The organism is Massilistercora timonensis (genome assembly GCF_048354975.1).
Classification (GTDB): Bacteria; Bacillota; Clostridia; order Lachnospirales; family Lachnospiraceae; genus Massilistercora; species Massilistercora timonensis.
Window position 1 is genome coordinate 36,193 of the sequence record NZ_DBGCJQ010000101.1, and the last position, 18,106, is coordinate 54,298.

Consider the following 18,106-nt stretch of genomic DNA (forward strand, 5'->3'; position numbering starts at 1 on the left):
TCCATGAAACTTACGGTAGACCTTGGAGCCAGCAGCTATCCCATCTATATTGAAGACGGGCTTCTTGGAAATGCAGCGTCCTATATAGAAACCGCATTTACCGGGAAACGGATCATGATCATCTCCGATGACAACGTGTATCCTCTCTATGGAGAGAAACTTCTGGACGCCCTTTCCGCCGTCTGGGACTGTCACAGCCTGGTGCTCCCCCACGGGGAATCCACCAAAGATTTCCAGTCCCTGCCCCGGATCTACGATGCCCTTCTTGCCGCCGGGATCTCCAGAAGCGACCTGGTGATCGCCCTGGGCGGCGGAGTGATCGGTGATCTGGCCGGCTTTGCCGCCTCCAGCTTCCTGCGGGGCGTGCGCCTGGTGCAGATCCCCACTTCTCTCCTGGCTCAGGTGGATTCTTCTGTAGGCGGAAAGGTCGCTGTGGACCTGCCCCAGGGAAAGAACCTGGTGGGCGCATTCTTCCAGCCCTCTCTGGTGCTCATTGATCCCACAGTCCTTGACACCCTTCCGGAACGGTTCCGGAAGGACGGCATGGGAGAAGTGATCAAGTACGGATGTATCCGGGATGCCGGACTCTTCCGGCTGCTTTCCGGCCACACCTCCTTTGAGGATCTGAGGGAAGATCTGGGGGATATCATTTTCCGGTGCGTGGACATCAAACGCCAGGTGGTTGAACGGGACCAGTTCGATACCGGAGAGCGGATGCTCTTAAATTTCGGCCACACTCTGGCACATACCATTGAACAACATTTCCAGTATGAGCGGGAAAGCCACGGGGAAGCAGTGGCCATCGGCATGTATCAGATCTGCCGGATGGCAGAGGAAAAAGGCCTTACCAGGATCGGAACCGCAGAGGAGATCCGGAAACTTCTGGATATCTACGGACTGCCCCACGCCTGCGGACTCCCTCTTGGAGAACTGACAGGGGCCATCACCCGGGACAAGAAAAACCTGGGAGGACACTTAAACCTGATCCTGCTCCACGAGATCGGAGACAGCTATATTTATCCTGCGGACGCCGGATTTTTCGAAGGGGAAAACCGGACCGTGTGATCCTTAGATTAGATTGGAGGAACAGACATTGAAATTACAAGGTAAGATCGCCATTGTTACCGGAGCCGGGAAAGGCATCGGGCGGGAAGCCGCTCTGGCCGTCGCCTCGGAAGGCGCCACCGTCGTGGCCGTTGCCCGGACCCAGGCAGATCTGGATGAGACCGTCAGATTAATTGAAGAAGCAGGCGGAAGCGCCATCGCCCTCTCCCGGGACCTGACCGACGCGGCCCAGGTACAATCCATGGTCGATGAAGTAGTAGCGCGTTTCGGCCGTATTGACATCCTGGTAAATAACGCCGGAGGTTATCCTTCGGAGATCTATGACAAAGTCAGACAGCAGGCCATCAAGATCTGGGAGTGGTCTGAGGAACAGTGGGATCAGATCATCAAGACCAATCTGAAGATCCCCTTCCTGTGTATCAATAAGGTGGTGCCCGTCATGATCCGCCAGGGCAGCGGAGACATCGTCAGCGTCTCCTCCCGGATGGGGCGTATCGCCTCTCAGATGGGGGCTTACGCCGTGGCCAAAGGCGGCATCGTCACCCTGACCAAGACCACCGCCATCCAGACCAAAGAGTACGGCATCCGGGCCAACGCAGTGGCCCCGGGCATTGTAGACACTCCCGGCCAGCGGGTGTACAACCACAACGTAGGACAGGATGACGTCCAGATGGGCAGCGCCGCAGATGTGGCAAAGGCAATCCTTTACCTGCTGTGCGACGCGCCGCCGGTTATGACCGGCCAGGTCCTGGACCTTTTTACTACGGTATAAAATAATTGGGGACGTGGTATTTTTAAAAATACCACGTCCCAGATTGAAAATACCCTGTCCCTTTTTATCAAAACTACTTATTACACACTCCCTTTTCCCATTCATTCACAGCTTCAAAAACCAACGCACCCACAGCTGCTCCGCCATCTATTATTCCAATACTTTTCTCTCCGTAATAAGCCGCTCTTCCCCAAACCGCTTTCATCTCCCGTGTTTTTTCACATCCCTTTTTTGCCGCCATTGCCGCTTCTTCTATTACATTCCTATCTTTGGAAGATCTAAGCGTTTGAACTGCTGGCAACAGGGAATCTAATATTGTTTTTTCTCCCGGCTTAGAACCTGCTTTCTTCATTATATTTTCTATTCCTTGTTGCAATGCTTCTGCAATCCTATCCAAACCACATTCAGAACAACCTTTCAAATTTTTAGCCATCCCTTTTAAGAAAAACGTTAATATTGTTCCTAATGAACTCGGTGCCGCTTCATTAAAGACATCTCCACACTTATTTAAAGCCCGTCCCAAATCCGCTTCTTCCGTCGTTTCCATATAATTTTTTACGGCCTGGAATCCAGAAACCATGGATATTCCCAAATCTCCATCTCCGCTTTCTTGATCTAATCGGGTCAAATAATCTTTATTTTCGTTAATTTTAAAGTATATAGCTTCTGTGATTTCTTTTAATTCTTTTACTGTCATTTCACACCTCTACTTATTTGCATTTGTATAAAACGGAGTATTTACCGGAAATCGCAATAATTCTTTTAGTTGTTCATCCAACTTAAATAATGTAATGGAAAGTCCAGCCATTTCCATAGATGTGGCAAATTCTCCCACATGTGGCATAAAAATATTAACTCCTTTCTCTTCTAATATTTGAGCCACTCGACGAAATACAATAAATTGTTCTTCCAACGGAGTCGCCCCTAATCCATTTATCATAACTGAAACCTCATCACCTTTCTGGATCTCAGCATCTTCTAAAAGCTTTTTCATCAAAGTTTCACTGATTTCATCTGCGCTCATCATTTTACTAACTTCAATTCCTTTTTCTCCATGTATTCCCATCCCGATTTCCATCTCGTCATCCGCAATCTGGAATGTTGGCTTTCCCACCTCCGGAACTACACATGGCGACAATGCAATTCCAATCGTATATACATTCTTCATTGCTTTTTCCGCAATAGCAGCAACCTCTTCCAAGGTACATAACTGTTTAGCTGCTGCGCCGGCACATTTATACACATAGACAATCCCCGCAACGCCTCTTCTTTTCTCCCAATCAGCTTTTGGGCTTGAAGCAATATCGTCACAGACCACAACTGACTTACAAGTAATATCATCCATCTCACAGTCTTCCATTGCCTGTTCAAAATTCATTTTATCTCCACCGTAATTCCCATAGATACACAGCACACCGCTTCCGCTATCTACAGCTTTTATCGCCGCTTCCATTTTTGTATATGCCGGTGACGCAAAAACATTCCCAACCGCACAGGCATCTACCATTCCTTCCCCTACATAACCAAGAAAAACCGGCAAATGACCAAATCCACCTGCTGTTACAATTCCTACTTTTCCCTCTTGCTTTCCCTTCTTTGACAAAAGAACCCGGAAATCTCCATTTAAAAATTCTACCTTGTCTCCATATGCCGCAACAATACCTTCCATTGCTTCTTCAACATATTTTTCTGGATTATTTACTATTTTTTTCATAACATTTTCTCCTTTTCAATTTAGCGGTCCGCACGTCCGGACTGGTCTCCTTCCATAAGCTTTTTCACATTTTCGACCGTCACTCTGTTATAATCTCCTGGGATTGTATGTTTCAGACAGCTTGCTGCAACCGCAAATTCTAAAGCCTGCCGACAATCTTTCATTTGATGAAGTCCATAAATTAACCCTGCCGCAAACGAATCGCCTCCACCGATTCTGTCAACAATATCACTAATTAAATAATATTTACTATGATAAAAATCATCTCTTGTTATTAAGCAGGCAGACCAACCATTGATACTTGCTGATTTTGATTCACGTAAAGTAATCGCCAACATTTTTAAATTTGGATACATTTCCAATACTTTTCTTCCCAATACTTTATATTTCTCTACCGACAAATCACCGCTTTCAACATCAACGTCTGCGCTAATCCCTAGCGATTTTTGACAATCCTCTTCATTCGCTATTCCAATATCAACATAGGAAAACAACTTTTTCATAACTTCAGGTGCAGACTTCCCGTATTTCCATAACTTTTTCCTATAATTTAAGTCGCAAGAAATCGTGATCCCATATTCTTTTGCCTTTTTAACCGCTTCTAGCACAGCATTTTTAGCATTTTCACTGATTGCTGGTGTAATCCCTGTAAAATGAAACCAACCTGCATTTTTAAATACTCGTTCCCAGTCGATATCTTGTGGCTGCAATAAAGAAATTGCAGATGCCTCCCTGTCATAAATAACATTAGAAGGTCTTTGATTTGTTCCGCCTTCTAAAAAATAAATACCTATCCGTCCATCAGTTCTAACAATTTCAGACGTATCAACATTAAATCCTCTTAATTGTCGTATGCAGGCATCTGCAATCTCATTATTTTCAGGCAGCGCCGTCACAAATTTGGCTTTTACGCCATAATTTGCCAAAGACACTGCTACATTTGCTTCTCCGCCCCCAAAAGTAGCTTCAAGATATGGTGACTGAAACCATTTTTCATACCCGATAGACTTTAAACGTAATAACACCTCTCCAAATGCAACAAATTCTTCCATTCTACATACACCTCCTCTTAATTATTAACCGTAAAGTCTATGCCTGCACAAGACATACTTCCGCTCCTTGTTCGTCTTTAAGACGCACCCTATCCTCCTCTCTTTTTTCCATCTTCCAACCATACTTTCCCAAATAATATATAGCTCGTTCAACAGAGTTTGTATAAATGGATTGCTTTCCTTGCCCTTTTTCATTCTCTGCCACACTATGAAAAGATACCGGAATAGAATCTTCCCCCATCACGCCAAACCCTAAAAGAACATCTATGGATTTCTTTGCCGTTTCACTGATCCTGGCATAATTTCCGCTCAACATATCTTTCTTGTCACAAAGCCATCCGCCCCCAACCGCATGTATAAAGGGCAGCTTTGCATAATCCTGCAAGTTTTCCAGACCAACTCCTCCTGTCGGAACAAATTTGATATTGCCAAAGGGACCATGCAATGCTTTGCAGCCTTTAATTCCTCCATAAACACTTGCAGGAAAAAATTTTACTATATGTATCCCCAATTCAAACGCACGACTAATCTCCGAGGGAGTAACACAACCTGGTATAATTAACTTCTCTTCCTTTTGACATACTTTCACAACTTCTTCTTTCAATCCTGGAGTTACAATAAAATCCGCTCCTGCTTTCACAGCTGTATACGCTTGCTCTTTTGTAAGAATTGTCCCTGCTCCAACAAGCATCTCCGGAAAAGCCTGTTTAACTTTTTTTATTGCAGGCTCTGCCAAACTCGTCCGAAAAGTAATCTCAATAACCGGAATATCTGCTTGAAGCAATGCTTTTGCTGTTGGAAGAATATCTTCTTCTCGCTCGAATACCGCAATAGGAATTAGTCCTATTCTTCCAATTTCTTCACTGATCATTATTATCCCTCCATTCTATTTTTTGTTCTTTATATGAGCATATTATATCATATAATGATATCTGTCAATATGTTTCATAAAAAGCAAAAAAACTGGCAATTTAGAAAGCAAATAAAAGACAAAAATTGGCAAAAACGAAAAAATTTCGTTTCTTTTATAAAATATTTGTAGTAAAATGTAATCACTCGAACTGTAAAGGTGGTGAATAAAAAGTGAGCAGCTTAAAATTGCAAACCGTCGAACGCGCGCTAATTGTTCTTGAAATGATTTCCCAAAGGCCACAGACGCTAAAAGAAATACAAACCGAATTAAATCTTGACAGAACTACCACCAGCCGGCTAATCGCTTCCTTAATGGAAAGAGGATATATTGAGCGAGATCCCGCAACAAATATTTACAGTGTCGGTCTAAAAGTGGTTCATCTGGCCAGCGAAAAACTCAACCAACTAGAACTTCAAACAGAAGCTTCACCGCTTTTACAGGAATTATCCTATATGCTCAATCAGGTTTGCCATATGGGAATCTTAACAGATGGCAAAGTCTGTTATGTTGATAAAGTTCAGCCGCAAAGCCCTATCCCTTTGATTTCTTATATTGGAAAACTTTCAAATATACATTCAACCGCTCTTGGAAAGGTTCTTGTTTCTGAATTAAGCGACACTAAAATCACCGCTCTTCTTGAAACGGTTGGTATGGAAAGCCAAACAAAACATACCATAACTTCCATTGACGGATTCCTAAATGAAATCCGCCAGGTACGCGCAAATGGATTTGCCCTTGACCGGGAGGAAAACGAAGAAAACGTCTGGTGTGTAGCAGCTCCGATCAGAGATTACCGAAGTCATATAATTGCTGCTATCAGCACTTCCGGCCCCAAGCCAATCGATGTAGAGAAAATCATCGAACCTTTACGCACTTGCGCATTAAAGATCTCAAAACGAATAGGGTATGATGAATATACTATATAGCGACAAATTACAAGACAAATAAGCAAAATATTGTGATTTCTCTAAAAACGAGGCGTATGCCTCGTTTTTTTTTGCAAATATGACAACATTTCATTGACATTGGCTCTATTATCGATTAGTATGTATCATATAACGACCGTTTCGAAACGTATAGAAAAAAGAATAACAAAGGAGGTATCAAAAGATATGAAGTACAAAAAGCTTGGCAACAGCTCTTTTGAAGTATCTGTAATCGGACAGGGTACTTGGGCAATGGGCGGCGATACTTTTGGCGACGTGGATGTTGGAGAGGCCATCCGCACTATTCACGCCGGAATGGACATGGGCATCAACTTTATTGATACTGCTGCTGGTTATGGCTTTAACGGACGCTCAGAACGAGTAGTTGGAAAAGCATTGAAAGGTCGCCGAGACAAAGTTATCTTGGAAACCAAGCTCGGGCCCGGACGCTATTACAGTAATATTCTGGATGAGTTTGCTTATTTTCTTTGCCTCAGCCCCCAGATGATCCGTATCAGCCTTGAGGAATCATTAGTCAGATTGGGAACCGATTACATTGATATCATGATGATTCATTGGCCGGAAAACAACAATCCTCTGGAAGGTGCTTTCGAAGAACTTTTAAAGATGAAAGATGAAGGAAAAATCCGGGAAATTGCTGTTTCCAATTTTAATGTTGATCAACTTAAGCTTGGCAGAGATATTGGTAAGATTGTTGCAGCTCAGTTGCCGCTCAACTTGCTAAATCGCGCTTCTGAGAAAGACGGCACATTCAATTTCTGCCGCGAAAATAATATTGGTATTGTAAATTATGGATCACTGGGAGGAGGAATATTAACCGGAAAAATGGAAAAACCGGTTACCAAGGGCAACGAGGCCCGTTCTACCTTCTACACGTTCTATGAGGAACCTCTCTGGTCTATGTGCCAGGAACTTCTGAAAACTCTCAGGGAAATTGCCGATGGGCGTGGCGTATCTGTTGCCGAAGTTTCTCTTAACTGGGTACTCGGATATCCTGGTATCACTTCGTCGTTATGCGGCGCGTGTCGGCCAGAAGAAATCATTGAAAACCTTAAGTGCGTAGACTGGGAACTGACCGAAGAAGAACGCAAAATTATAGATCAACGGTATGACGAAATTTTTGGCACCATTGATACTAACAGTTCCTTCGGCGGGCAAAACACTGCATATGATGAATAAATTTTTCAGAGGAGAAATCTAAATGAAAATCTCAAGAGTAGATACCTATGTTTTACGCCATGATTTCAATATTCCAATCAGTGGCTCACAGGGGTATTCAAAAGAGCGATATATGCTGCTCACAAAAATTTCAACAGATGAAGGCTACATCGGTTGGGGAGAAGGCGGTGTTGCACCTTGCGCTTCTGTTATCAAGGAGCTCCTTGCGCCCGCTGTGATGGGACAGGATCCACTAAACATCAACAACCTGTACTTCAAAATGTATACCGCATTATCAAATGCGGGGTATACAGGCGGCTTTGGTGGAGACGCTATCGCTTCAATGGATATGGCTCTCTGGGATATTGCCGGAAAAGCAAGCGGCAAATCTATTTCCACTTTGCTTGGTGGCGCAGTAAGGACAAAAATCCCTGTATATGCGACCGGACTTTATTATTATGATCATGAAAATTCTTTGAAAATGCTGTTAGAAGAAGCTGACAGTTATGTACAGCGTGGTTTTAAAGCCATGAAAATGAAAATCGGAAAAGTTCCGATCAAAGAAGATATCAAGCGGATCAAGGAAGTACGGCGAATTATCGGCGATGATGTATTACTTTTTGTAGATGCAAATCAGGCTTATCACACTGCCGCTGCAATCGATATCGGCAAAAGAATGGAAGAATACAACATCGGTTGGTTTGAAGAACCGGTTATTGGTACGGATATCCATTCCTACTGTCAGGTTAAATATAATCAACCAATCCCCATTGCCGGAGGTGAATTACTGCGAAACCGGTTTGAGGCAAAAGAAATAGTCGGAAACCGGGCTTTAAGCATCCTGCAACCCGATGTAGAACGGTGCGGCCTTTCAGAAATCCGATATATCAGCGCCATGGCGAATGCATTTGGCATCCCCGTTTGCCTGCATTCATGGGGATCAACCGTAAACATAGCGGCCTCATTAGCCATCTCCTCAACACTTATGCCAACACCATATACCAATATGATGAAACCGCTTGAAAATGAAACTATTATGGAATTTGACCAATCTTACAGCCCAATTCGGGAAGCTCTGTGCGATATTGTTTTTGATATTCAAGATGGATATGTAGATATCCCCCAGGCTCCCGGACTTGGAATTCACATCAACGAAAACACCGTTGAAAAATTCTGTGTGAGTCATCTTTCTTCTGTTTGAGCGGTTAACGAATCAAACATTTTTGGGAGGTAAAAAATTATGATGAAGAAAAAATGGAAAAAAGTCATCTCCGCTTTTTTAGTTACAACATTTCTCTTTTCAATGATTGGTTGTTCAAGCGGCGGCGATACCGCCACTACCGACAGTTCTTCTGATACTTCTACAGAAGAATCCAACGAATCAGCATCCGGCGGCGGGTCATCTGGCGGCACTTATAAAATCGGATGGGCTGCAAAACAGATCACTAACGATTTCGACCGTGATTCTCTTGCTGCTTTTACAGAAGTCGTAGAAGAAGCCGGTGGCGAAATCACAACAACAAATGCTGATACGGATCTCGCTAAACATGCTGAAAATATTGAAAGTTTGTTAAACTCCGACATTGACGGCCTGGTTATCCATAATGGCGACATGATACAGACCGAGCCGCTTGTTGCTGCTGCTCAGGAAAAAGGTATTCCTGTTGTATTAATCAATTTCGCCAGCTGTATTGACGGTGCGCTTACGAATGTAAATGGTGATAACAGCATGCTCTCTTCTCTTTGCGCAAATGCTCTTCTCGCCTCTATTGATTACAAAGGAAAAATTATCTATTTCCACCTTGCAGGAGATCAGATTTGCGAAACTCGTCTGCGTATGTTGGAAGCCATGGCCGAAGACTATCCCGATGTAGAGATTGAAGTTATTAACACCGAAATCAATTCCGCCAAAGTACAGAGCCAGATGGAAGAAATTCTTACTGCCAATCCCGACCCGGGAAGCATTGCCGCTGTGGGCGGTGCTTTCGACCAGTTAGTATCCGGTGCCGTAGAGTCAATTAAAAACGCCGGACGCAACGAGATCAAAGTCGGAACAATTGATGGCGATATGCTTTCCTTCCAGCAAATGGCCGATCCTGAAAGTCCCCGTGTATTTACTGTAGCACAGGATATTCCTGAGATCGGACGGCAGGCCGCCTATGTTCTTCTTGATTATCTGAATGGCGAAAAAACAGAAGAAGATATTAGCAAACTTACATTTGTACCCTGCTATCTTTGTACAAGAGCCAACTTTGTTTCTACCGCCGAATTCCGTTGGGGAGAAGAATTTTGGGAAAAGTCCGGACTCGATAAATCCAACATCGAATCCACTTTTGATCAGACTCTTGAAGTAACACCTGTCAGCTCCATCGCTCCGGAATAAGCGATATAGTCTTTACTAAGGTTTGTTGCAAAAAACTGCCACACTGGCTGGGTTTGCCAGTCGGTGTGGCTTTTTATAACATTACAACCTTTGTACTTAACATTCAGGAACGGGGTAATGATTAATGAAAAACGGAAAAAAAATATTCGAATGTGTCGATATCTGTAAAAGCTTTTATAAAAACAAGGTCCTGCAACATATCAGCCTGTCTGTCTCCGAAGGAGAAGTCCGGGCTCTTGTCGGCCAAAACGGTGCGGGAAAATCAACATTAGTTAAAATCCTTACGGGTGTTTATCAAAAAGATGCCGGCAGCATTTTTTTCGATGGCAAAGAAGTAGATATTAAAAACCCCCAAGATGCCGAACAACTGGGGATTGCCATTATCCATCAGGACCAACAAATGGTTCCGTCTTTTGATGTCGTGCGCAACGCTTATCTGGGATCAGAACTTAAGAAAGCAAACGGCGCCCTTGATTTTAAAACCATGCGGGCACGCGTCGAGGAGCAATTAAAACTTATCGGAGCAGATTTTAAATCCAGTGACTTCTTAGCTGATCTTTCTGTTGGCAATCGCGAACAAGTCGCAATCATTTCTGCTCTCCTAAAAAATCCAAAGGTACTGATTTTAGACGAGCCCACAGCCTCGCTGAGTAATAAGGAAATCGAAAAACTTTTTGATATCATAAAAGTTTTATCGCAAAAAGGCGTCGCTATCATTTACATCTCCCATCATCTAGATGAAATCTTTCAAATTGCAGATTCCATCACGGTTTTGCGAGATAGCAAAAATCAAGGAAATTTAGAAATTTGTAACGTAACGCACGATGAAATAGTATCTCTCATGATCGGACATAAATTAGAGGAATACTATCCAAAGGAACCTGTTGAACAAGGGGATGTCATTTTAAATGTAAAAGGGCTTACCGAGGGAAACGTCCTCAAATCTGTCGACTTTACTGTTCACAAAGGCGAAATATATGGCATGGCCGGCCTGATTGGAGCGGGACGTACAGAAGCTATGTTAACTTTATATGGGGCATTGGAAAAGAAAGGTGGAAGTATTGAGATCAACGGGGCCCCCTATACTCCGCGTTCTCCCATTTCTGCCAAAAAAGCCGGTATTGCTTTTATTCCGGAAGATCGACGAAACGAGGGTATTGTTGGCAAAATGAGTATTGCTGAGAACTTATCTCTTGCAAATACCGCGAAAATATCCCGGCATGGACTTATAAATCGGAAACTTGAAAATGAGCTTTCTCAACATTCCATCGAGTCTTTGGCTATTTTATGCGACGGAAAAGATCAGCTGGTAAATGAACTTTCCGGCGGAAATCAACAAAAAGTTGTTGTCGGAAAATGGATGACCGGAAACGCTCACCTCTTTATTTTCGACCAGCCAACCACTGGCGTTGATATTGGTTCTAAAACAGAAATGTATAAGCTAATGGTTAATTTAGCCAAAAAAGGCTGTGGCATCATTTTTGTCTCTTCCGAAAATGATGAACTTCTCGGCATGTGTGATCGAATTGCCGTCTTTAACAAAGGAAAGATTACAAAAGTCCTGGACAGAAACGAGGCTACCGAAGAAAAGCTTCTCTACTGGTCCAGCGGAGGCAATGAGTCGGAGAAAAAACAGATTACAAAAGGCGGTGATATATAATGAAAATGAAGACAACGGTTTCTTTTGAACCAAGTGCGTTACTCAAATTTGGTTCTATCGTGATCATGATTGCCGTATTGCTCATATTAGGTTTACGTGTCCCTCTTTTTTTTAGACTTGAAAATCTAATGGATGTTTTAAAACAGGGAAGTATCCTTGCATTGGTAGCACTGGCTTTTCATGTCGTCCTTGTTGCTGGGGGCTTTGATATGTGCGGCGGCGCCACATTGAACCTTTTTACAAATCTCACTGCCTGGATGATCTTATCTCTTGGCATAAACGCAATGTACTCTATTCCAGTAGGAATCTTTCTGGGACTTTTAATCGGATGTATGAATGCATTTTTTGTTGCAGGGATGCGTCTTCCAAACTTTGTTGGAACTCTCGGAAGTATGTATATTGTACAAGGATTAACTGCCATGGTCAATCAAGGTGCAACCCTTACCATTAGAAATCAGGGATTGTTTTCAACTCTCGGTGGTGGTTACATTTTAGATCTTTTGCCCGTGCTTTTTATCATTATGATATTCATCGGAGTAATTCTTCATTATTTTCTAAAGCACACAAAAACCGGCCTTCGCTGTTGCGCATGTGGGATCAATCCGGTTGCTGCTGAAATGCGCGGTGTTAATCCTCGTAAATACCTGGCGCTCGGTTATATTATCTCAGGCGCACTACTTGGATTTGTAGGCGTTATGCGTTGTTCCTATTCAAATGGCGCCAGTGCTCTCAATGTCACTTTTGAATACCTTGTAAAAGCAATCATTTGCTGCTATTTGGGAAGTACAATGTCCAAAAACGGTGAAATGAATGTGCTCGGAACGATTATCTCCGCTCTGTTTATTGGAGCACTAAGCAATGCTCTGATTCTCAACAGTATCACAGATCAGGTAATCAACGGTATTCTCGGAATTGTTTTAATACTGTCAATTTTAGTAAAAGTAATTAAAAAGCGTGAAATCGGTCAAGTAACGCTGTTTTAATATTAAGACAAGGGAGTAATACATATGGAGAACAAAAGCAAAAATATAATCAATGAAATTTTTAAGAACTATAGCGTAATTATAAGCATCTTGGTTCTGTTCATAATTTTTCATTGTATAAACGATTATTTTTTACGTCCTAGAAACATTTTAACTGTTTTGACCAGTGCATGCCCTCTGATCGTAATGTCACTTGGCCTAATGACAACAGTTCTTGTTAGAGGAATTGATCTTTCTACTGCTCAGATCGCAGATGCAGTAGCTGTTGTTAGCTGTATTTCCATGGTAAAAGGCTGTTCCTCTGCCGAGGCACTTGCCATAGGGTTACTATTTGGTCTTGCAATGGGACTAATAAACGCTTTTCTTATGGCGTATCTCGGTGTCCCTTCTCTCATTGGCACGATGGGAATGATGTTTATTATCAGAAGTTTTGAACTTGTACTTACTAATGGTGCCCAACCGCAGATTATTTTTGCACTTCCCAAAACACAGACCGGTGCGTATCTCTTCATTGGACAAGGCAAAATCGGCGGTATATCTTTTATGATCGTGATCGCAATTATTGTAATAATTGTTATGTATTTCATTCGAGAACGTTCTGTATTAGGGCGTCACATGGACGCTCTTGCTTCCAACACACGCGCCGCTTATTTGTCTGGCGTAAATACAAGACTGGTTTTTGGAAGTACCTATGTACTTTGTGGCGTTCTTGCTGCTCTGGCAGGCATCATGCTGTCATCAAGAAGTGGTAGTGCCGTTCCAAAAGATTTGGAAACCTATCTAAATGATATTGTAATTGCGGTTTTCGTAAGTACACTTATTTCAAAAAAAGGACGTTTCAACGTGGCTGGGACAGTGATTGGCGCGATATTTGTTTGCTTTATTGCTAATTTTATTACGCTGGAAGCCATGGGTAACGATGTACGTTTTATCTTTAACGGTATTGTTATTATTGCTGCAGTTTCACTGACTGCATTCAAAGAACGCTCTGGAAAAGGCAAACGTTCAGTCAAGAAGCAATCCTCTGCCTCCACTTAATCTAGCCATCAAAATTTTAATCTGAAAGGAGATGTTTTTGTTATGAAAATGATCATTAACGGAAAAGCTACAGCTGCAAGCAATAATGCTTCTATTGAGGTCTTTAACCCTGCTACAAGTATGCCCATTGACTCTGTTCCTGCTGCCACAAATGAGGATCTTGAATTAGCGTTAGATACCGCAAAAAAAGGTGTTAAAATCTGGTCTTCTTATTCCTTTGAAAAGAGATATGAAATTTTATGCAACGTGGCGGATCGCTTATTAGAATCCAAGGAACTCCTTGCCGAAACCTTATGTAAAGAAAATGGAAAACCATATGCAGATGCTTTGGGTGAGGTAATTGGCGCTACGAAAGTTTTTCGCGGATATGCAGAAAAAATGAGGCATTTATACAAAGAAGTCATTCCCGATGAGGATAGTTTAATCCTTTTAAGCTACGATCCTCTTGGTGTAGTTGCTTGCATTGTTCCCTTCAACTTCCCTGTAGATTTATATTCGCATAAAGTTGCGCCTGCATTAGCCATGGGAAATGCTGTTATTGTAAAACCAGCTACTGTAACTCCTCTCGCCAATATTTTAATGACACAAATTATACTCGATGCCGGTGTTCCCGCAGAAGCTCTTCAGATCGTAACAGGAAGAGGCTCTGATATCGGTGAATATTTATCTTCTTCCCCTAAGGTAAACGCCATTTCGTTAACCGGCAGCACGGAAGCTGGAATTAGTGTATATGAAAACGCAGCCAAACACATGGCAAGAGTATCTCTTGAATTGGGCGGAAATGACGCTATGATTATCCTAAAAGACAGCGATATTGATCATGCTGTTGATTGTAGTATCGGAAGCCGCACTATGAATTCCGGGCAAGTTTGCGCCTGTATGAAGCGTTTTGTAGTCCATAATTCTATAAAAGAAGAATTCACAGAACGTCTTGTTTCCAAATTAAAAGAACTTCGTATGGGAGATCCTTTCGATCCAGATGTAGTAATGGGACCTTTAGTCAGTCGAGAAGCCAGCGAACAAGTACAGGCCCAGGTAGAACATGCAATCTCGCAAGGCGCCACCTGTATCCTTGGCGGAAAATGTCTCGACCATGCATATTTCCCCGTCACAGTACTTACAAATGTATCTCGCGAAAGTGATATTGCAAATGATATGGAAATATTCGGTCCTGTCTTTCCTATTATTGGATTTGACACAGAAGAAGAAGCCATTGAAATTGCTAATCAAACAACATATGGTCTTACTGGCTGTGTAATAACCAACGATTATCAGCATGGATATAAACTTGCCAATCAGTTAGATGTCGGGACCGCCAGCGTAAATGGAAGTTCTATCCGTCCACCATCACTGCCATGGACAGCTCATAAAATGAGCGGAATCGGAAGTGAAGGATTTGCCACCACCTTATTAGAAATGGTAGATAAAAAGAATATTGTTTTAAACGGTTTCTTCAAATAATATCAATTGGGGACGTGGTATTTTTAAAAATACCACGTCCCAGATTGAAAATACCCTGTCCCTTTTTGCATTTCTTACTAAATTCTTACCAGATTCCCAGCACATGCTGCATCCCAAGACTCACCAGTGTGATCCCGATCCAGCAGGCCATTCCCATGAGAATGGGCTTTCCGCCAGTCTTCACCAGCTTCACGATATTGGTGTTCAGCCCGATGGCCGCCATGGCCATAATAATAAAGAATTTGGACAGTTCTTTCAGCGGCGCGAACACATCCGCGGAGATCCCTGCAGACACTGCGATGGTGGTGATCACAGACGCCCCGATGAAAAACAGGATGAAAAATGGAAACACCTGCTTCAGGGATACATTTCCCCCTTCCTGCTTCTCCGCCTTCCTGGTGCGGATAAACGCCAGTGCCAGAGTGATGGGGATGATCGCCAGCGTCCTGGTCAGCTTCACTGTTACCGCCTTATCCAGGGTGGCGCTCCCCAGGTGATACATACTGTCCCAGGTGGAGGCTGCGGCCGTGACAGAAGAAGTGTCATTCACTGCCGTCCCCGCGAAGATCCCGAACGCCTCCCCGGAACTCTGGGAGAAGCCCAGGAATGTCCCCAGAGTGGGGAACAGCACCGCCGCCAGCACATTGAAGAAGAAAATAACCGAGATCGCCTGTGCCACTTCCTCATCGTCCGCATCGATCACCGGCGCCGTAGCCGCAATGGCCGAGCCCCCGCAGATCGAGGATCCCACGCCCACCAGCGTGGAGATCTTCCCCGGAATACGCATCACCTTATGAAGCACATAGGCGATGATCAGAGACGTAGCGATGGTGGAAACAATGATCGGCAGCGACTGTTTCCCTGTCTGCAGGATCACCTGCAGGTTCAGGCCAAACCCCAGCAGAATCACCGCATACTGCAGGATCTTCTTAGACGTATACTTGATCCCGCCCTCCAGGCGCTTCTTATCCTTTATCAATAATGTAAGGATCATCCCTGCGATAATAGCGATCACCGGTCCTCCAACAATAGGAAACCGCTTCCCCAAAAGCCAGGACGGCACCGCAATACACAGACACACAAGGATCCCCTTTCCATTCTTTCTTATAAAATCCATCTCATTCCTCCGCAAAATTTTATTGTCTCATTGTTTTTTTCCAAACGTAATGATATCATGACATTATAATTATGTAAAATTATGATTCATTATTTTATAATAAAGATATCTTATTATTTTTTTCAATCTGGGACGTGGTATTTTTAAAAATACCACGTCCCCACCAAAACTGTCGCCCCCATGAAAGGAGCCTGCCATGCTGGATTACCGTACTTTGACCTTCCTGACTGTCTGCCAGGAAATGAATTTTACCCGCGCTGCGAAAAAACTGCACATTTCACAGCCTGCCGTCTCGCAGCACATGCAATATCTTGAAGAGTATTACGGTGTGAAACTTTTTCGTTTTGTTGGGAAAAGTATTCTTCTGACGGATGCCGGGAAGCTGCTGAAACGTTCCCTGACCGCCCTCCACAACAATGAGCTCTACCTGAAGGAACAACTGGCTTTTCTTACGGACAAGAAAAGAACCCTGCATTTTGGTGCCACTCTGACTGTGGGCGAATTTATGATCGCCCGACCCCTCGCCGATTTTCTGAAACTCCACAAAGATGCGGACGTCTCGGTAACGGTGGCAAATACTGCCCAGTTACTGCAGCAGCTGGATGAGGGCTCCATCGATTTTGCCATTCTGGAGGGGGATTACTCCAGGGCCGCCTATTCCCACATCCCCTTCCTGACAGACCAGTTTGTCCCTATCTGCAGCTCCTCCCACCCTTTCGCCAATACACGGCGCGCCCTTTCTCTCACGGACCTTACCGGCGAAACGCTTTTGATCCGGGAACCCGGCTCCGGGACCCGCTCCATTCTGGAACAAGCGCTGAACAGCCACGACCTGGCGCCTTCCGATTTCGCCAACCTAATCACCATCGGAAATATGAACGCCATTAAGGAAATGACTGCTGCAGGCGCAGGGATCACCTTCCTCTATGAGACAGCGGTAAAATCCGAACTGAAAAACGGGACTATTCAAAAAATACCGATAACAAGCTTTGATATCCGGCACGAAATCTCCATTGTCTGGAAAAAGGACAATTTATTTCAAGAATTCTTCCTGGACGTCTTTCGGGAGCTTCAATTTAGGACGTAGCAAAATGCAAAAAGGCTACGTCCTTGTTTACACTTCAAACAATTTACAATTGTTAACAAATCGTTCTTATTTTCATCACAGTTTTATCACAGTTTCTGCCTATACTATAATTGTTCGCAAGAGGCGGACACTTATAATTCTTTTTCATAACTTTTTCCTCAGGACTGCACACCTCCCAATATGCAGTCCTTTTTAATTGTCCTATTATCTTGTTCCCTTCTTCTCCAACATCCGGCCATCAAAAAAGGAGCCGGTCACACCAGCTCCTTCAGATCCTGATACAATTGTTCCAGGTTCGCCCCTTCGTAATCTGCTCTTCCCGGCTCTTCGCCATGTTCCACGCACTGAGTCACCAGGTAGGTCTTCACCCCGAGCTCTCCTGCCGCCAGATCTTCCCGCCGGTCGTTTCCCACCATCAGGCAGCGCTCCGGCTTAAGATGGTTCCGCTCCAGGATCTCCTGGAAATACCCCACGCTGGGTTTGCTGTACCGACAGGTCTCGTAAGTAGTGATCTCCTCAAAATCCGCCGCGTCAAGCCCGGCCCAGCGGATCCGGTTCATGGTGGCGCACCGGGGAAACACCGGGTTGGTGGCAAGGTAAACTTTCTTCCCCTTCTCCTTCAGATACCGGATGATCTCTGCCGCAAAGGGATCCGGCCGGGTGGTGCAGATGGCCTGGTTGAAATCATTTCCGTAGAAATCCAGCACCTCCGTCTCCACTTCCTCCCGCCGGATGGACAGATCCTTGGAGAAGCTG

Annotated in this window: 17 protein-coding genes; 11 read left to right on the forward strand and 6 right to left on the reverse strand. The window is 43.9% G+C overall.

Annotated elements, in window-relative coordinates; all coding sequences use genetic code 11:
- Positions 1–3 precede the first annotated feature (3 nt).
- Together aroB and ACML7B_RS09130 are read left to right on the forward strand one after the other, a co-directional pair.
- Entirely contained in the window at positions 4–1,065 is a 1,062-nt protein-coding gene (gene aroB / locus ACML7B_RS09125; RefSeq protein WP_418540768.1) for a 3-dehydroquinate synthase, read from the forward strand.
- A 28-nt stretch (positions 1,066–1,093) separates the two neighbouring features.
- Positions 1,094–1,837 (forward strand): SDR family NAD(P)-dependent oxidoreductase, encoded by a 744-nt coding sequence (locus ACML7B_RS09130; protein WP_418540770.1) that lies wholly within the window; start codon positions 1,094–1,096, stop codon positions 1,835–1,837.
- Between the two features lie 73 nt (positions 1,838–1,910).
- Here ACML7B_RS09130 and ACML7B_RS09135 read toward each other — a convergent pair whose 3' ends face one another.
- Genes ACML7B_RS09135 through ACML7B_RS09150 form a run of 4 tightly spaced genes read right to left on the reverse strand, consistent with a single transcriptional unit; the run spans position 1,911 to position 5,474 of the window.
- The gene (locus tag ACML7B_RS09135; protein WP_418540771.1) at positions 1,911–2,534 is read right to left on the reverse strand and encodes a dihydroxyacetone kinase subunit L; all 624 of its coding nucleotides are present in this window, start codon (positions 2,532–2,534) and stop codon (positions 1,911–1,913) included.
- A 9-nt stretch (positions 2,535–2,543) separates the two neighbouring features.
- The gene (locus tag ACML7B_RS09140; protein WP_418540772.1) at positions 2,544–3,551 is read right to left on the reverse strand and encodes a dihydroxyacetone kinase subunit DhaK; all 1,008 of its coding nucleotides are present in this window, start codon (positions 3,549–3,551) and stop codon (positions 2,544–2,546) included.
- A 20-nt stretch (positions 3,552–3,571) separates the two neighbouring features.
- A complete protein-coding gene (locus tag ACML7B_RS09145; RefSeq protein ID WP_418540774.1) occupies positions 3,572–4,603 on the reverse strand; it encodes a PfkB family carbohydrate kinase in 1,032 nt (343 codons plus the stop codon).
- Positions 4,604–4,640: 37 nt separating this feature from the next.
- Complete coding sequence (locus ACML7B_RS09150; protein WP_418540775.1) at positions 4,641–5,474, reverse strand: bifunctional 4-hydroxy-2-oxoglutarate aldolase/2-dehydro-3-deoxy-phosphogluconate aldolase; 834 nt, start codon at positions 5,472–5,474, stop codon at positions 4,641–4,643.
- A gap of 212 nt (positions 5,475–5,686) precedes the next feature.
- Here ACML7B_RS09150 and ACML7B_RS09155 point away from each other — a divergent pair, with 212 nt between their 5' ends.
- The 8 genes from ACML7B_RS09155 to ACML7B_RS09190 all read left to right on the forward strand — a co-directional run bounded on the left by ACML7B_RS09155 (position 5,687) and on the right by ACML7B_RS09190 (position 15,146).
- Positions 5,687–6,442, forward strand: a complete 756-nt coding sequence (locus tag ACML7B_RS09155) for an IclR family transcriptional regulator (RefSeq protein ID WP_418540778.1) — start codon at positions 5,687–5,689, stop codon at positions 6,440–6,442.
- Positions 6,443–6,628: 186 nt separating this feature from the next.
- Positions 6,629–7,642 (forward strand): aldo/keto reductase, encoded by a 1,014-nt coding sequence (locus tag ACML7B_RS09160; protein WP_418540781.1) that lies wholly within the window; start codon positions 6,629–6,631, stop codon positions 7,640–7,642.
- 22 nt (positions 7,643–7,664) lie between these two features.
- Positions 7,665–8,822, forward strand: coding sequence for a mandelate racemase/muconate lactonizing enzyme family protein (locus ACML7B_RS09165; protein WP_418540784.1), 1,158 nt, complete (start codon positions 7,665–7,667; stop codon positions 8,820–8,822).
- Between the two features lie 39 nt (positions 8,823–8,861).
- On the forward strand, positions 8,862–10,004 hold the full coding sequence (locus ACML7B_RS09170; protein WP_418540787.1) for a substrate-binding domain-containing protein: 1,143 nt from the start codon (positions 8,862–8,864) through the stop codon (positions 10,002–10,004).
- 124 nt (positions 10,005–10,128) lie between these two features.
- Positions 10,129–11,664: a sugar ABC transporter ATP-binding protein gene (locus ACML7B_RS09175; RefSeq protein WP_418540790.1), complete on the forward strand. Its 1,536-nt coding sequence runs from the start codon at positions 10,129–10,131 to the stop codon at positions 11,662–11,664.
- Positions 11,664–12,647, forward strand: a complete 984-nt coding sequence (locus tag ACML7B_RS09180) for an ABC transporter permease (protein ID WP_418540794.1) — start codon at positions 11,664–11,666, stop codon at positions 12,645–12,647. The genes ACML7B_RS09175 and ACML7B_RS09180 overlap by 1 nt, the downstream gene beginning before the upstream one ends.
- A gap of 24 nt (positions 12,648–12,671) precedes the next feature.
- Positions 12,672–13,685, forward strand: coding sequence for an ABC transporter permease (locus ACML7B_RS09185; RefSeq protein ID WP_418540797.1), 1,014 nt, complete (start codon positions 12,672–12,674; stop codon positions 13,683–13,685).
- Positions 13,686–13,727: 42 nt separating this feature from the next.
- Complete coding sequence (locus ACML7B_RS09190; RefSeq protein WP_418540800.1) at positions 13,728–15,146, forward strand: aldehyde dehydrogenase family protein; 1,419 nt, start codon at positions 13,728–13,730, stop codon at positions 15,144–15,146.
- Positions 15,147–15,231: 85 nt separating this feature from the next.
- Here the strand turns inward: ACML7B_RS09190 and ACML7B_RS09195 are convergent, their stop codons facing one another.
- Positions 15,232–16,263: a YeiH family protein gene (locus tag ACML7B_RS09195; RefSeq protein WP_418540803.1), complete on the reverse strand. Its 1,032-nt coding sequence runs from the start codon at positions 16,261–16,263 to the stop codon at positions 15,232–15,234.
- 196 nt (positions 16,264–16,459) lie between these two features.
- On the opposite strand from ACML7B_RS09195, the gene ACML7B_RS09200 reads away from it, so the two are divergent.
- Positions 16,460–17,350: a LysR family transcriptional regulator gene (locus ACML7B_RS09200; protein WP_346707296.1), complete on the forward strand. Its 891-nt coding sequence runs from the start codon at positions 16,460–16,462 to the stop codon at positions 17,348–17,350.
- A 254-nt stretch (positions 17,351–17,604) separates the two neighbouring features.
- Here ACML7B_RS09200 and ACML7B_RS09205 read toward each other — a convergent pair.
- Positions 17,605–18,106 (reverse strand): HAD family hydrolase (locus tag ACML7B_RS09205; protein ID WP_418540806.1); only part of this gene is annotated, 502 nt, incomplete at its 5' end.

Bases quoted from the DNA above. Each gene is read 5' to 3' on its own strand.
- aroB (WP_418540768.1), top strand. From the start codon at position 4: ATGAAACTTACGGTAGACCTTGGAGCCAGCAGCTATCCCATCTATATT.
- ACML7B_RS09135 (WP_418540771.1), bottom strand. From the start codon at position 2,534: ATGACAGTAAAAGAATTAAAAGAAATCACAGAAGCTATATACTTTAAA.
- ACML7B_RS09140 (WP_418540772.1), bottom strand. From the start codon at position 3,551: ATGAAAAAAATAGTAAATAATCCAGAAAAATATGTTGAAGAAGCAATG.
- ACML7B_RS09145 (WP_418540774.1), bottom strand. From the start codon at position 4,603: ATGGAAGAATTTGTTGCATTTGGAGAGGTGTTATTACGTTTAAAGTCT.
- ACML7B_RS09150 (WP_418540775.1), bottom strand. From the start codon at position 5,474: ATGATCAGTGAAGAAATTGGAAGAATAGGACTAATTCCTATTGCGGTA.
- ACML7B_RS09160 (WP_418540781.1), top strand. From the start codon at position 6,629: ATGAAGTACAAAAAGCTTGGCAACAGCTCTTTTGAAGTATCTGTAATC.
- ACML7B_RS09165 (WP_418540784.1), top strand. From the start codon at position 7,665: ATGAAAATCTCAAGAGTAGATACCTATGTTTTACGCCATGATTTCAAT.
- ACML7B_RS09170 (WP_418540787.1), top strand. From the start codon at position 8,862: ATGATGAAGAAAAAATGGAAAAAAGTCATCTCCGCTTTTTTAGTTACA.
- ACML7B_RS09175 (WP_418540790.1), top strand. From the start codon at position 10,129: ATGAAAAACGGAAAAAAAATATTCGAATGTGTCGATATCTGTAAAAGC.
- ACML7B_RS09180 (WP_418540794.1), top strand. From the start codon at position 11,664: ATGAAAATGAAGACAACGGTTTCTTTTGAACCAAGTGCGTTACTCAAA.
- ACML7B_RS09185 (WP_418540797.1), top strand. From the start codon at position 12,672: ATGGAGAACAAAAGCAAAAATATAATCAATGAAATTTTTAAGAACTAT.
- ACML7B_RS09190 (WP_418540800.1), top strand. From the start codon at position 13,728: ATGAAAATGATCATTAACGGAAAAGCTACAGCTGCAAGCAATAATGCT.
- ACML7B_RS09195 (WP_418540803.1), bottom strand. From the start codon at position 16,263: ATGGATTTTATAAGAAAGAATGGAAAGGGGATCCTTGTGTGTCTGTGT.
- ACML7B_RS09200 (WP_346707296.1), top strand. From the start codon at position 16,460: ATGCTGGATTACCGTACTTTGACCTTCCTGACTGTCTGCCAGGAAATG.